The organism is Pseudoduganella sp. GCM10020061 (genome assembly GCF_042683405.1).
Classification (GTDB): domain Bacteria; phylum Pseudomonadota; class Gammaproteobacteria; order Burkholderiales; family Burkholderiaceae_D; genus Telluria.
Window position 1 is genome coordinate 832,107 of sequence record NZ_JBHUJS010000003.1, and the last position, 14,208, is coordinate 846,314.

Annotated in this window: 16 protein-coding genes; 2 read left to right on the forward strand and 14 right to left on the reverse strand. The window is 66.0% G+C overall.

Annotated elements, in window-relative coordinates; translation table 11 throughout:
* Positions 1-2 precede the first annotated feature (2 nt).
* From ACFSQR_RS11150 to leuS, 6 genes are all read right to left on the reverse strand, one after another.
* The gene (locus tag ACFSQR_RS11150) at positions 3-1,211 is read right to left on the reverse strand and encodes a class I SAM-dependent RNA methyltransferase (protein WP_377729846.1); all 1,209 of its coding nucleotides are present in this window, start codon (positions 1,209-1,211) and stop codon (positions 3-5) included.
* Positions 1,212-1,245: 34 nt separating this feature from the next.
* A complete protein-coding gene (locus ACFSQR_RS11155; RefSeq protein WP_377729847.1) occupies positions 1,246-1,656 on the reverse strand; it encodes a CopD family protein in 411 nt (136 codons plus the stop codon).
* Between the two features lie 19 nt (positions 1,657-1,675).
* Entirely contained in the window at positions 1,676-2,941 is a 1,266-nt protein-coding gene (locus ACFSQR_RS11160; protein WP_377729848.1) for a glutamate-5-semialdehyde dehydrogenase, read from the reverse strand.
* A 165-nt stretch (positions 2,942-3,106) separates the two neighbouring features.
* The gene (gene holA, locus ACFSQR_RS11165; protein ID WP_377729849.1) at positions 3,107-4,123 is read right to left on the reverse strand and encodes a DNA polymerase III subunit delta; all 1,017 of its coding nucleotides are present in this window, start codon (positions 4,121-4,123) and stop codon (positions 3,107-3,109) included.
* Positions 4,124-4,125: 2 nt separating this feature from the next.
* On the reverse strand, positions 4,126-4,662 hold the full coding sequence (gene lptE / locus ACFSQR_RS11170) for an LPS assembly lipoprotein LptE (protein WP_377729850.1): 537 nt from the start codon (positions 4,660-4,662) through the stop codon (positions 4,126-4,128).
* Positions 4,663-4,670: 8 nt separating this feature from the next.
* A complete protein-coding gene (gene leuS / locus ACFSQR_RS11175) occupies positions 4,671-7,313 on the reverse strand; it encodes a leucine--tRNA ligase (RefSeq protein ID WP_377729851.1) in 2,643 nt (880 codons plus the stop codon).
* Positions 7,314-7,405: 92 nt separating this feature from the next.
* Between leuS and ACFSQR_RS11180 the strand changes: the two genes are divergently transcribed.
* Positions 7,406-7,771 (forward strand): VOC family protein, encoded by a 366-nt coding sequence (locus tag ACFSQR_RS11180; protein WP_377729852.1) that lies wholly within the window; start codon positions 7,406-7,408, stop codon positions 7,769-7,771.
* 115 nt (positions 7,772-7,886) lie between these two features.
* On the opposite strand, the gene ACFSQR_RS11185 is transcribed toward ACFSQR_RS11180, so the two are convergent.
* Genes ACFSQR_RS11185 through ACFSQR_RS11205 form a run of 5 tightly spaced genes read right to left on the reverse strand, consistent with a single transcriptional unit; the run spans position 7,887 to position 10,727 of the window.
* The gene (locus ACFSQR_RS11185; protein ID WP_377729853.1) at positions 7,887-8,213 is read right to left on the reverse strand and encodes a barstar family protein; all 327 of its coding nucleotides are present in this window, start codon (positions 8,211-8,213) and stop codon (positions 7,887-7,889) included.
* Positions 8,214-8,639 (reverse strand): ExbD/TolR family protein, encoded by a 426-nt coding sequence (locus tag ACFSQR_RS11190; protein WP_377729854.1) that lies wholly within the window; start codon positions 8,637-8,639, stop codon positions 8,214-8,216.
* A 2-nt stretch (positions 8,640-8,641) separates the two neighbouring features.
* A complete protein-coding gene (locus ACFSQR_RS11195; RefSeq protein WP_377729855.1) occupies positions 8,642-9,307 on the reverse strand; it encodes a MotA/TolQ/ExbB proton channel family protein in 666 nt (221 codons plus the stop codon).
* The gene (gene dapB, locus ACFSQR_RS11200) at positions 9,304-10,113 is read right to left on the reverse strand and encodes a 4-hydroxy-tetrahydrodipicolinate reductase (protein ID WP_377729856.1); all 810 of its coding nucleotides are present in this window, start codon (positions 10,111-10,113) and stop codon (positions 9,304-9,306) included. Before dapB ends, ACFSQR_RS11195 begins: the two co-directional genes overlap by 4 nt.
* Positions 10,113-10,727, reverse strand: coding sequence for an outer membrane protein assembly factor BamE (locus tag ACFSQR_RS11205; RefSeq protein WP_377729857.1), 615 nt, complete (start codon positions 10,725-10,727; stop codon positions 10,113-10,115). The genes dapB and ACFSQR_RS11205 overlap by 1 nt, the downstream gene beginning before the upstream one ends.
* Positions 10,728-10,813: 86 nt before the next feature.
* On the opposite strand from ACFSQR_RS11205, the gene fur reads away from it, so the two are divergent.
* Entirely contained in the window at positions 10,814-11,242 is a 429-nt protein-coding gene (gene fur / locus ACFSQR_RS11210) for a ferric iron uptake transcriptional regulator (protein WP_377729858.1), read from the forward strand.
* 103 nt (positions 11,243-11,345) lie between these two features.
* Here the strand turns inward: fur and ACFSQR_RS11215 are convergent, their stop codons facing one another.
* From ACFSQR_RS11215 to ACFSQR_RS11225, 3 genes are all read right to left on the reverse strand, one after another.
* Positions 11,346-12,131 (reverse strand): hypothetical protein, encoded by a 786-nt coding sequence (locus tag ACFSQR_RS11215; RefSeq protein WP_377729859.1) that lies wholly within the window; start codon positions 12,129-12,131, stop codon positions 11,346-11,348.
* 165 nt (positions 12,132-12,296) lie between these two features.
* Positions 12,297-13,313 (reverse strand): heat-inducible transcriptional repressor HrcA, encoded by a 1,017-nt coding sequence (gene hrcA, locus ACFSQR_RS11220; RefSeq protein WP_377729860.1) that lies wholly within the window; start codon positions 13,311-13,313, stop codon positions 12,297-12,299.
* A gap of 95 nt (positions 13,314-13,408) precedes the next feature.
* Complete coding sequence (locus tag ACFSQR_RS11225; RefSeq protein ID WP_377729861.1) at positions 13,409-14,119, reverse strand: HAD family hydrolase; 711 nt, start codon at positions 14,117-14,119, stop codon at positions 13,409-13,411.
* Positions 14,120-14,208 lie beyond the last annotated feature (89 nt).

The following is a 14,208-nucleotide window of genomic DNA, read 5'->3' on the forward strand; positions in this document are numbered from 1 at the left end:
GCTTACGCCCCGCCAGACTTCGGCATCGCTTCCTCGCGGCGGTTGAAGCCGGCCACCATGTCGAACCTGAACAGGCGGCACTCGAGCGCGCCGTTGAAGAACGGCGTCTTGCGCGACTCCTTCAGGCGCAGCAGCTTGGGCACCGACAGGTCGGCGGTGAACAGGTACACGGTCCAGCCGGCGAAGCGCTGCTTGAGCGTCTTCGACAGCGCGGCGTAGAAGCCGGTCGCCATCTCGTCTGCCGGGATGGTGGAGTCGCCGCGCACGCCGATCCGCTCGCCGTACGGCGGGTTGGTCAGCAGGATGCCCGGCTGTTCGGTGGGCGGCTTGACCTCCTGCGCCTCGATCTGCTTGAGCGGGACGTCGAACAGGATGCCGGCGGCGCGCAGGTTATGGCGCGTCATCGCCACCATGTCGCCCGAGATGTCGCTGCCGAAGATGGTTGGTTCGGCCGGGAGCGGATTCGGCTTGACGTCGGTGCGCATCTGCGTCCACGCGCTGGCGTCATGGCCGGCGAACTTCTCGAAGGCGAAGCGGCGGCGCGCGCCGGCCGGGATGCCCTGCACCATCTGCGCCGCTTCGATCAGGATGGTGCCCGAGCCGCACATGGGGTCGAACAGCGGCACGCCCGGCTTCCAGCCGGCCACGCGCAGCAGGCCGGCCGCCAGGTTCTCGCGCAGGGGCGCGTCGCCGGTCTCCTCGCGCCAGCCGCGCTTGAACAGCGCCTCGCCGGACGTGTCCAGGTAGATGGTGAAGTTGCGCTGGTCGAGGAATCCGAAGATGCGCATGTCCGGCTCGCGCGTGTCGACCGACGGGCGCTTGTTGAACTGGTCGCGGAAGCGGTCGCAGACGGCGTCCTTGATCTTGAGCGTGGTGAATTCCAGGCTCTTGAGCGGCGATTTGACCGCGGTGATGTCGACGCGGATCGTGTGGTGCACGCTGAACCAGTCTTCCCACGGCTGCGCCAGCACCAGGTCGTAGATGTCGTTCTCGTTGACGTAGCTCGATTGCGCCATACGCATCAGCACGCGCGAGGCGATGCGCGAGTGCAGGTTGATGCGCCAGGCGTCCTGCATCTCGCCGGAGCAGTGCACGCCGCCCGGTACCTGGTTGTGCACGCGCAGGGTGCGGCTTTGCTGGGCGATTTCGCCCAGCTCTTCGGCCAGTGCGGCCTCCATGCCGCGCGGGCATGGGCAGAAAAATGACGTCATTCGGGGAACCCTTTATCCGTTGTGTTGATGTTACTTAGAATGGCTTGACCACGACCAGGATCGTGATCGCCAGCAGCAGCACCACCGGCACTTCATTGAACCAGCGGTACCACTTGTGGCTGCGTACGTTTTTGCCGTGCTCGAACTTTTTCAGCAGTGAGCCGCAGGCGTGCTGGTAGCCGATGACGAGGATCACCAGCGTGAGCTTGGCGTGGATCCAGCCGCCCTTGAAGCCATAGCCCAGCCACAGCCACAGGCCGGTCAGCACCGCCACCACCGAGAGCATGATCGTGAAGCGGTACAGCTTGCGCGCCATCAGCAGCAGGCGGCTGGTTGCGGCAGGCTCGGTTTCCATCGCCAGGTTGACGAAGATGCGCGGCAGGTAGAACAGGCCGGCGAACCAGGAGGCGACGAGGACGATGTGAATCGATTTAATCCAGAGCATTGATGATCCTTGTTTGTTGTTATGTGCGTACTTCGCCGTGCCCCAGCACGACGTACTTCAACGACGTCAGGCCTTCCAGCCCGACCGGGCCGCGCGCGTGCAGCTTGTCGTTCGAGATGCCGATCTCCGCGCCCAGTCCGTATTCGAATCCGTCCGCGAACCGGGTCGATGCATTGACCATCACGGATGCCGAATCGACCTCGCGCAGGAAGCGCATCGCGTCCGAATAGTTTTCGGTGACGATGGCGTCGGTGTGGCGCGACGAGTAGGTATTGATATGGTCGATGGCCTCGTCCATGCCTGCCACTACCCTGACCGCCAGCACCGGCGCCAGGTACTCGGTCGACCAGTCCGCATCGGTGGCGCGCGCCAGCTGCGGGTAGCCTTGCAGGATGCTGTACGCCTCCTCATCGGCGCGCAGCTCCACCTGCTGCTGCGCGTACAGCGTTGCCAGCCGCGGCAGCACGGCCGGCGCGATTACGCGCGCGACCAGCAGCGTTTCCATCGTGTTGCAGGTGCCGTAGCGGTGGCACTTGGCGTTGAACGCGATCGCCTGCGCCTTGTCCATGTCGGCCGCGGCGTCGATGAAGACGTGGCAGATGCCGTCCAGGTGCTTGATCATCGGGACCGTGGCTTCGGCGGCGAGGCGCTCGATCAGGCCCTTGCCGCCGCGCGGCACCAGCACGTCCACGTACTCGGGCATGGTGGCCAGCAGCCCGACCGCGGCGCGGTCGGTGGTGTCGATCACCTGCACGCCGTCGGCAGGCAGGCCGGCCCCGGCCAGCCCTTCCGCGACCAGCGCGGCCAGCGCACGGTTGCTGCGGATCGCTTCCGAACCGCCGCGCAGGATCGCCGCGTTGCCGCTCTTGAGGCACAGGGCCGCCGCGTCCACCGTCACATTCGGGCGCGCTTCGTAGATGATGCCGATCACGCCGAGCGGCACGCGCATCTGACCGACCTGGATGCCGCTGGGGCGCACCTTGAGGTTGCTGATTTCGCCTACCGGGTCCGGCAGCTGCGCGACCTGGCGCAGGCCTGCAACCATCGTGGAGATGGCGGCGCCGGACAGGGCGAGGCGGTCGAGCATCGCGGCGTCCAGGCCGGCGGCGCGCGCGGCGTCCACATCCTGCGCGTTGGCGCTGCGCAGGGCGGCGGCCTCGCGCTCGATGGCGGCGGCGATCAGTTCGAGGGCGCGGTTGCGGGTGGCGCTGTCGGAACGGGCGATCTCGCGCGATGCGCGGCGGGCTTGCTGCCCGACTTTGCTCATGTATGCGGCGATTTCCATGCTGTGGTTCCGATGTGGCGCGATCTGCTGCCAAATGCAGCGATCCGCCGTACTTGATGGTTGTGGACTCAATTGTAACGATCTGCGCGGTATCGCGCTGAACTGCCCGGTATTGCGGCGATCTTCGCCCTTCCACCGTCATCCCCGCGTGGGGACCACCGGTATTCAGCGGCTGGCGACTTTGAGGGCAAGCTGCAGCATCGCGTCCCAGGCGTCGCCGGCGAACTCGCGCGCGCGCAGGCCCTTGACCATCTTGTCGACCTGCGCCGCGTCGCGCAGCGCGCGCTCCAGCACCGGCAGCGACAGGCGCCGCAGCGCCGGTTCCATCATGCGTTCGCGCGGGCCCCAGATGCGCGCTTCCTTCAGCAGCATGCCGAGCGGACGTCCCGCCGCCATGCCCGCCTTGAGCTTGAGCAGCGTGCGGATTTCCTCGCTCACCGCCCACAAGACCAGGGGCAGCGCTTCGCCCTCGCCTTTCAGGCCTTCCAGCATGCGCACCAGGCGCGCCGGATCGCCCGCCAGCATCGCTTCGGACAGCTTGAACACGTCGTAGCGCGCCACGTTCAGCACCGCGTCGTGCACCTGCTCGAAGCTCAGCTGGCCCGGCCCGTGCAGCAGCGCCAGCTTCTGGATCTCCTGGTGCGCCGCCAGCAGGTTGCCCTCCACGCGGTCGGCGATGAAGTCCAGGCTCTGGCGGTCGGCGCTCTGCTGCTGCGCCGCCAGCCGGGTGCCAATCCAGCCCGGCAGCTGCGCGCGCTCGATCGTCGGGATCTCGATGTACACCGCGGCCTGCTGCAGCGCGCCGACCCAGGCCGCCTTGGCGGTCTGCCAGTCCAGCTTGGGCAGCGTGATCATGGTCAGGTTATCGGGCGACAGGTCCTTGACGTAGGCCTGCAGCGCCGCGCCGCCATCCTTGCCCGGCTTGCCGGTCGGGATGCGCAGCTCGATCAGCTTCTTGTCGCCGAACAGGGAGAGCGCCTGGTTCGCGGCCAGCAGCTCGCCCCACTTGAAGCTGCGTTCGACGGTGAGCACGTCGCGCTCGGAATAGCCCTGCGCGCGCGCGGTGCGGCGGATCTTGTCGGCCGCCTCCATCGCCAGCAGGTGCTCGTCGCTGGTGATGACGTAAAGAGGAGCGAGCGAACGCGCGAGGTGCGCGTCCAGTGCGTCGGCGCGAAGCTGCATCGTCAGGCGCGGGGCGGTACGGCGAGAGGAACGGGGGCGCGCTTGATCGCGGCCAGGCGGCGCAGGATCTGCTGCACCAGGTCGCCCTGCATGTCGCGGTACAGCAGCGCTTCTTCCGATTCCTTCGCCAGCGTCTCGGATTCGTTGAAGCTGATATTGCGGCGCAGGGTGATCTCGGTGGCCGGCATGATCTCGCCGCCCTTGTTGTCGCGGACGCGGAATACCAGCGTGTACAGCAGCAGGTATTCGCGCACGCGGCCCGCGCTGTTCAGCGACAGGATCTGCTTGTTGCGGCTCTCGGACAGCACGTCGAGCACGGCGTCGGCCTGCGTCGCCTCGTCCACCACCACCGCTTTGCCGCCGCGCAGGTTGCGCTTGAGCTCAGCGCCCAGCGGAGAGGTCTCCGGGAAGCCCACGTAGATGCTGGAGAACGGCAGTTCGGCCGAACCTTGCGAGCCGCGCAGCTGGAAGCCGCACGATGCGAGTGCCAGCGCCAGCGCGCAGGTGCCGGCGATGCGGACGAGTGGACGAGTAGCCATGGCGCCTCTTACGCGACGATGTTGACGAGTTTGCCCGGCACGACGATGACCTTCTTCGGCGTGCCTTCCACGAACTTCTGCGCCGCCTCGCTGGCCAGCGCCGCCGCTTCGATGGCCGCCTTGTCGGCGTCCTTCGGCACGGTGACGGAGCCGCGCAGCTTGCCGTTCACCTGGATCATCATCTCGATCTCGGCCTGTTCCAGCGCTGCCGGGTCGACTTCCGGCCACTTGGCGTCGAGGATGTCGCCGTAAGCCGCGGCGTAGCCCAGCTGCTCCCACAGCGCATGCGTGATGTGCGGCGCGACCGGATACAGCACGCGCAGGAAGATCGAGTAGCCCTCCGCGATCACCGCCGAAGACAGGGGGGAATCATCCAGCTTGGCCGATTCAAGCGTGTTCAGCATCTTCATCGCCGCCGAAACCACGGTGTTGTACTGGATGCGCTTCAGGTCATAGTCGGCCTGCTGCAGGATCTTGTGCACTTCGCGGCGCAGGGTCTTGTGCGCCTCGCCAGCGCCGCCGATCAACGGCGCGGCAAGGCCGGCGGCGATGCGTTCGCGCTGCGCGTAGCCGAACGCCCACACGCGGCGCAGGAAGCGGCTCGCGCCTTCCACGCCCGACTCGGACCATTCCAGCGTCTGCTCCGGCGGCGCCGCGAACATGGTGAACAGGCGCGCGGTATCGGCGCCGTACTGCCCGATCTGGGCCTGCGGGTCGATGCCGTTGTTCTTCGACTTGGACATCTTCTCGGTGCCGCCCAGCTGCACCGGCTGGCCGTCGGCGGTGAGGACCGCGCTGACCGGGCGGCCGCGGTCGTCCGTGGTCAGTTCCACGTCGGCCGGGTTGAACCAGGTCTTCTTGCCGGACGCGTCTTCGCGGAAGTAAGTCTCGTTCAGCACCATGCCCTGCGTGAGCAGGTTGGTGAACGGCTCGGAGAACTTGACCAGGCCCAGGTCGCGCATCACGCGCGTCCAGAAGCGCGCGTACAGCAGGTGCAGGACCGCGTGCTCGATGCCGCCGATGTACTGGTCCATCGGCATCCAGTAGTCGTTGCGCGCGTCGACCATCGACTCGTTCGAGCCCGGCGAGGTATAGCGCATGTAGTACCAGCACGAGTCCACGAAGGTGTCCATGGTGTCGGTCTCGCGGCGCGCAGGCTTGCCGCACTTGGGGCAGTCGCACTTGAGGAAGGCCTCGTGCTTGTTGAGCGGGTTGCCGGTGCCGTCCGGGACGCAGTCCTCGGGCAGCACGACCGGCAGGTCCTTCTCGGGGACCGGCACCGTGCCGCAGTCGGCGCAGTGGATCATCGGGATCGGCGTGCCCCAGTAGCGCTGGCGCGAAATGCCCCAGTCGCGCAGGCGGTAGGTGGTCTTCTTCTCGCCCAGGCCCATTGCAGCCAGGTCGGCGGCGATCGCGTCCACGGCCTGCGCGTAGTTCATGCCGTTGTACTTGCCGGAGTCGGTGACGATGCCGTGCTCCTTGTCGCCGTACCACTCCTGCCACGCATCGGTCGAGTAGACCTGGTCGGCCACGGACACCACCGGCTTGATCGGCAGCTTGTACTTTTTCGCGAATTCGAAATCGCGCTCGTCGTGCGCGGGCACGCCCATCACGGCGCCGTCGCCGTAGGTCATCAGCACGTAGTTGCCTACCCAGACTTCGACCTTGTCGCCGGTGAGCGGATGGGTGACGAACAGGCCGGTCGGCATGCCCTTCTTTTCCATCGTCGCCATGTCGGCCTCGATCACGGAGCCCAGCTTGCACTCGGCGATGAAGGCCTGCAGTTCAGGATTGCTTTCCGCGGCGTGCAGCGCCAGCGGATGTTCGGCCGCGACCGCGCAGAAGGTCACACCCATGATGGTGTCGGCGCGGGTGGTGAACACGTACAGCTTGCCGTCGTTGATCAGGGCGCCGTCCGCGCCGCGCACCTCGTGCGGGAACGCGAAGCGCACGCCGGTCGACTTGCCGATCCAGTTCGACTGCATGATGCGCACGCGCTCGGGCCAGCCCGGGAGCTTGTTTTCGACATAGTCCAGCAGTTCTTCCGCGTAGTCGGTGATGCGCGCGTAGTACATCGGGATCTCGCGCTTTTCGATCAGCGCGCCCGAACGCCAGCCGCGCCCGTCCACCACCTGCTCGTTGGCGAGCACGGTCTGGTCGATCGGGTCCCAGTTCACGGTGCCGGTCTTCTGGTAGATGATGCCCTTCTCGAGCATTTTCAGGAACATCCACTGGTTCCACTTGTAGTACTCGGGTTTGCAGGCGGTCATCTCGCGCGACCAGTCGATCGCCAGGCCCATCGACTGCATCTGCTCCTTCATGTGCTCGATGTTCGAGTAGGTCCACTGCGCCGGCGGCACGTTGTTGGCCATCGCCGCATTCTCCGCCGGCATGCCGAACGCGTCCCAGCCCATCGGCATCAGCACGTTGTAGCCGTTCATGCGCAGGTAGCGGTACATCACGTCGTTGATCGTGTAGTTCCGCACGTGGCCCATGTGTAGCTTGCCGGACGGGTAAGGCAGCATCGAGCACGCGTAGTATTTCCCCTTCGGGAAGCGCGGGTCGTTTTCGATGGCTTTATACGCGTCGATCGCCTTCCAGTGCGCCTGGGCGCTCTGTTCGACTTCGGCTGGGCTATATTTATCTTGCATGGTCTGCGGCTGGGGAAGTTGGACGTAAACTACACATTATACTGGCAGGCCAAACCAAGCAGTACCACAGACACGACAACAAGGAGAAAGAGATGATCCAGGGATTACGGACGGTGGTGTACCCGGTAGCGGACCTGGCCAGGGCCAGGGACTGGTACGCACAAGTGTTCGAACGCCTGCCCTACTTCGACCAGCCGTTTTATGTCGGCTTTTCGGTCGGCGGCTTCGAACTGGGCCTGGTCCCGGACGGGACGCCCGGCAAGCAGGGATCGATCGCCTACTGGGGCGTGGACGACATCGAAAAGGAAGTGGCGCGTGTGGTTGCGCTGGGCGCCACGCTGGACCAGCCGATCCAGGACGTAGGCGAAGGCATTCGGGTGGTGGAACTGGCCGACCCGTTCGGAAACCTGCTCGGGCTGATCAAGAACCCTCTCTTCGACCCGTCCGCCATCCGCTAACCCCAAAAAACGGGGACAGACCCTCAAAAAAAATGGGGACAGACCCCATTTCGCAGTGCCAAATGGGGTCTGTCCCCATTTTTTTGGTTTTTTGGGGTCTGTCCCCATTTTTGGTTTAGCGGAGTGCGAGTTTGAGGGCGGGCGGCTCGCCGTAGTCTTCGTAGCGTTCGTTGATGCCGCCGATGCAGAACGCCATCTCCTCCAGGATTTCCGGCACGGTCACGCGCATCGCTGCCGCATCCTTGACCACGATGGTCAGCACCTCGTCGCCGGCCAGGTGGAACGCGCTCATGCTGTCAGCATCGCGCAGGTAGGACAGGCAGTCGACCCACGCGTCCATGGTGTTGCTGTAGCTGTCGGGGAAACCGAACGCGCGCCGGCTCTCCGCATGGAAGCTGGTCCAGTCGACGATCGCTGCGCCATTCAGTTCTGCCTGTGCCATTTACTGCTCCTTCTTTGCCGGGTCGGTCACGAAGCCGAGCCGGGTGAGTCCGTGCGCCTGCGCGGCCGCCATGACTTTGGCGACGCTTTCGTAGCGCGTGGCGCGGTCCGCGCGCAGCTGGATCTCCGGTTGCGCGCCGTCGAACGCGGCAGCGGACAGCATCGCATCGAATGCCGCGTCGTCCACCAGCCGGTCGTTCCAATATATCTTGCCTGCCGCGTCGAGCGAAATGCTGACGGTGTCGGGCGCCGCATGCGCCGCCGCAGCCTGCTCGCGCGGCAATTCAAGCTTGATCGCGTGCGTGAACATCGGCGCGGTCAGGATGAAGATCACCAGCAGCACCAGCATCACGTCCACCATCGGGGTGACGTTGATGTCACTCATCATCTGGTGCTGGCGGGACGGGTTGAAAGCGCCGAAGGACATGGTCACTTGCCGAAGCGCGCCAGCAGGTCGTGCGCAAAGCCGTCCAGTTCCGCCGCGGTGATGCGGTTCACGCGGTTGAACGCGTTATAAGCAAGCACCGCCGGGATCGCGACCGCCAGGCCAAAGCCGGTCATGATCAGCGCCTCGCCCACCGGGCCGGCCACTTTGTCGATCTGGACCACGCCCGCCGCCGACACATTGCCGAGCGCATGGTAGATGCCCCACACGGTGCCGAGCAGGCCGACAAACGGCGCGGTCGCGCCGATGGACGCCAGTAGCGTCAGGCCGCCTTCGACGCGATGAACGGAACGGGTGATCTGCTGGCGCAACACGCGCGTGACCTGCTCCGACCTGGACATCCCGCCCGCGATCGATGCAGCGCCGGCGCCGGAATACTGCACTGCCTGTTCCGGCAGCGGCGCGAACACTCTCTCGCGGTCGGCTGCGCGCAACAGCGCGATGCCGTCGTCCGTGCTCGGGGAGGCCCAGAACGCGTCCACCGCAGGCGCCGCGCGGCGCACGCGCCACAGCGAGAACGCCTTGGACAGGATCACGAACCAGCTCACCAGCGACATCGCCAGCAGCACGTAGGCGACGCCGTGGCTGATGCCGTCGGCCTGCGCCCAGTACTGGGACAGGCTGAACTGGCTGGCTGACGCCGCGCTCATTCGGACAGGGCCAGCACGTCCTGCATGTCGTACAGGCCGGTGGCCTTGTCGGCCAGGAAGCGCGCCGCGCGCAATGCGCCGTGCGCGTAGGTGACGCGGCTGCTCGACTTGTGGCTGATCTCGATCCGCTCGCCGGTGCCCGCGAACAGCACGGTGTGGTCGCCCACGATGTCGCCGCCGCGGATGGTGGCAAAGCCGATGGTCGACGGATCGCGCTCGCCGGTGACGCCTTCGCGCCCGTAGACCGCGACTTCCTTGAGGTCGCGCCCAAGCGCATCGGCGATCACTTCGCCCATCTTCAGCGCGGTGCCGGACGGCGCATCCACCTTGTGGCGGTGGTGCGCCTCGATGATCTCGATGTCGTAGCCTTGCGACAGGCTCCTGGCCGCCATCTCCAGCAGCTTGAGGGTGACGTTGACGCCCACGCTCATGTTCGGCGCGAACACGATCGCCGTCTTTTCGGCGGCAGCTCGGATCGCCGCCTTGCCGGCCTCGTCGAAACCGGTGGTGCCGATCACCAGCTTGATGCCGCGCTCCGCGCAGTACGCCAGGTGTTCGAGCGTGCCTTCCGGCCGAGTGAAGTCGATCAGCACGGCAGCCTGCGCCAGAGCGCGGTCGAAGTCCGCCGTGATCGCCACGCCGGCCAGCTGGCCCGAGAATGCGCCCGCATCCATGCCCACCGACGCCGAACCGGCGCGGTCGAGCGCGCCGGAGAGCGCCAGGTCACCTGACTGCGCGATGGCCTCGACCAGCATACGGCCCATGCGGCCGCTGGCGCCGGCGACGGCGACGTTCAACTTTGCCATTACTCGCTCCGGGTGCCGTCCGGACGGGCCTGCACACTGACGGAAGAAGGATCCTGCTTTTTCGGCGCAAGCTTCTCGGCCGCGCGGATCGGGCCGGCGATGCGCTCGATGTATTCGCGCTCGGTCGGCAGGTTGCCGCCATCGAAGCGTTCGACGACATCGTTCTTGAAGTAGACGGTGACGCGGCTGGTGGTAAGTTCGCCATTGCCGCGCTGGAGGCGGAAAGGGTAGTCCCAGCGGTCCGCATGGAAGATCGACGCCAGCAGCGGCGTGCCGAGCACGAAGCGCACCTGCTCGCGGGTCATGCCCGGCTTGAGCTTGTCCAGCATCTCCTGCGAGACGAAGTTACCCTGCTGGATATCCGGACGGTACGGCGAGAAGAACCACATGAATTTCTGCAGGCGCGAAGCCTGCGTGGTGGTGGCGCCGGCGTTCGCGGTGGCGGTCGACTGGGCAGCATTGGCGTCGGCCTGCGACTGGGCTGGCGTCGACACGGCTACGCCGTCCTTCAGCACGCCCTTCTGCGAAGCGCAGCCGGCGAGCACGAACAGGGCCAGCGCGAGCGCGGATGCGCGGGAGATGGAACGGGTTGTTACGACTGCAGGAACGCGCATAGGTTGAACCTCGAATCAGTGAGCCAAAGTGCTAAAAGACTTAAAACACTATATGATAATGCACTATGCAACAAAGCGAGAAAAACATGAGCTCCAGCCCAACAGACCTCAAGGCGAGTGGCCTTAAAGCGACTCTCCCGCGCCTGAAGATCCTCGAAATCTTCCAGAACAGCGAGGTGCGCCACCTCACGGCCGAAGACGTCTACAAGATCCTGCTGTCGGAAAATATGGATGTGGGCCTGGCGACCGTGTACCGCGTGCTGACCCAGTTCGAGCAGGCGGGCCTGCTGCACCGCAACCACTTCGAAACCGGCAAGGCGATCTTCGAGCTGAACGCCGGCTCGCACCACGACCACCTGGTGTGCGTCGATTGCGGCCGTGTGGAAGAGTTCTACGACGAGCAGATCGAATTGCGCCAGCAGGCCATCGCCAAGGAGCGCGGCTTCAGCATCGCCGAGCACGCCCTGGCCATCTACGGCAGCTGCACCAAGACCAACTGCCCCCACCGCGGCTAAGCGGGCGGAACCTGCCCTTTGGCGGAATCGGCCATCACATGGTCGATTCCGCCAGCCCAACCGGCGCCGACGGCGCCCTTGCCCGAACCAAGCCCTACCCGCCTCAAGATGCCTGGCTGGCCCGCAGCAGGTACTCGCCAATCGAATGTGCGCCGGGCGCCTGTCCCTCCATCCACAGCGCTGCCGCCACGAGCATCAGCGCCGTCAGCACGAACGGCCACCAGGTCCGGGCGATCGCCGTTTCCAGCCAATGCGAAGGCGGCAGGCCGCGCAGCCTGTGATACAGGCTCGCCGACAGCACCCCGTCCACGACCAGCTCGGCGAACAGGATCGGCGCCGAATGGACCATGAAGAGCGACGAGAACAGCAGCGTTGCAAAGAAGATGATGACCGCGAACGGTATCGCCTCCGGCTCGGTGACCGCCTCGAGGGCGGCATCGCCGGCGCTCGCGACAGCGCCGGGTTCAGGCGCCCCTGCGCCCTGCCCTGCAATAAACGACGCCTTGGCGTCCGCCACCTCATACGAGCCGCTGGCGCCGCCGCCGTCGAACGTCCCGCCCTGCCCGCTGTAGCACGCGTGCGCGTCGCCGCCGCCACCGCCATGGGCCACCACGTCGATCGGGACATCGAGATAGTCCGCGGCCCGTGTCCGGAGCCACGTCCACAACAGTCCCAGGAACACCACGTAGGCGATGCCCAGCGCGGCAAGGTAACGCAGCCACATCTGGACCAGGCCCGCGTGCAGCAGCAGGTACGACGCCAGGAACCCGGCGCCGCCCGTCAGGCCGACGAGCAGGAACATCTGCAGCCGCGGAAAACTGTCCCGGTCGAGTTCTCCCCGGACGCGGCGAATCTGAAGGTGGCGGTAAACCTGGGGAGGTAGCTTCATGTGCAGCCCGACGTGATGTACATGGACGAAAAATACCATGTACCGGCTGGCCCAGGTCAGCAGTAAAAGCGGACGATCCCTTCGGTGAAACCTGAACGAAACCTCAACGGCAAATCCGTGCACGTGAATGGGTCGTGCAGGGACATCCCTTCCGCATGCGCCCGGTCAGCCGTGGCTGAGGGCGTTGCTGAGCAGCTTGGCGGTGATGTCGACGATCGGGATGACGCGCTCGTAGGCCATGCGCGTCGGGCCGATGACGCCCAGCGTGCCGACGATGCGGCCGTTCATTTCATACGGGGCGGTGACCACGCTCATTTCGTCCATCGGCACCAGGTGCGATTCGCCGCCAATGAAGATCTGCACGCCGGAGGCCTTGCTGGAGACGTCCAGCAGCTGCATCAGGCCGGTCTTCTGCTCGAACATGTCGAACATCTGGCGCAGCGACGCCATGTTCGAAGACAGGTCGGGCGCCGACAGCAGATTGCGCTCGCCGGAGATGACCATGTCGTCCGCGTGTTCCTGCATCGCCTCGCTGCCTGCTTCGACCGCCGCCTGCATCAGGCGGCCCATGTCGTCGCGCAGCTGGCGCAGCTCCAGGCCGAGGCGCGTGCGCACTTCGTCGAACGACAGGCCGGCGAAATTCTGGTTGATGTAGTTGGCCGACTGGATCAGCTGCGACGGCGTGTAGTCCACGTCGGTGAGCAGCAGGCGGTTCTGCACGTCGCCGCGCGGATCCACGATCACCAGCAGGATGCGCTTTTCGGACAGGCGCAGGAATTCGATCTGCTGGAACGCGGACTCGCGCTTGGGGCTCATCACCACGCCGGCGAACTGGGACAGCGAGGACAGCATCTGCGCCGCGTTGGCGATCACGCGCTGCGGCTGCTGCGGCTGCAGCCGCATGCGCGCCTCCACCGAATTCTCGTCGATGTGCTGCACGGTCAGCAGGGTGTCGACGAACAGGCGGTAGCCGCGCGGGGTCGGGATGCGTCCGGCGGAGGTATGCGGGCTGGCCACGTAGCCCATCTCTTCCAGATCCGCCATGATGTTGCGGATGGTCGCCGGCGACAGGTCGAGGCCGGAGATCTTGGAGAGCGCACGCGAGCCGACCGGCTGGCCGTCGGCGATATACCGCTCCACCAGGGCTTTCAGCAGCGTTTGGGCACGGGAGTCGAGTTGCATGGTCTGCGCGTTGCGAGGCTTCAATGAGCCATATTATGCACCCTCGCAAGCATGGTGTGCATGGGCAATTGACCCGGCCCGGCGTTTGATGCAGATCAGTCGTGCTCGCGTTGCAGCCAGTCGAGCAATTCGTCGAAATCGGCCACGATGGCGTCCGGCACCACCTCGTGCTCCAGGTGCGCCCGGCTGCCGGTGCGGTTGAGCCAGACGGCGCGCATGCCGGCGCGCTGCGCACCTTGCACGTCGAGCAACACATCGTTGCCGACATAGACGGCGTCCGCCGGGTCGACGCCCAGCTCGCGGCAGGCGGCATGGAAGATCGCCGCGTCCGGCTTCAGGCAGCCCAGCTGGTGCGCGGCCACCGACACTTTGAAGTGGTGCGACAGTCCGATCGCTTCCAGGTCGGCGGTGCCGTTGCTGATGGTGCCCACCAGCAGGCGCCCGCGCAGGCGGTCCAGGCCCTGCGCCACGTCGTCATAGGGCACCACTGCGTTGCGGCCGGCAATGAACTCCGCCATCGCAAGCTCCACCTTGGCGTGGTCTTCGCCCGCCTCGGCGAACGCCGCGGTCAGGCCGGCGCGGCGCAGCTCAGCCAGGTTGAGATGGAAATGGGGCTCCCGTTCCAGCAATGCCATGCGCGCCGCGCGCAGCGATTCGATGGTGTGGCGCCGGGCCACTGCGGGCGCATGCTCTTCCAGCCAGGCGTACAGGCGCTGCTCGGCCTGCGCGATCGCCGGCTCGATCGGCCACAACGTATCGTCGAGGTCGAACAGGATGGCCTTGGGCCAGGGTCGGCGAGCAGTCATGGGAGCGGGCGGAAGGTTGGATCGGCCAGCATAGCGGCGTGCGCCGGCAAAATCAAATGCGCCGCCCGGCAGCAGCCGCCCGCCTTCCA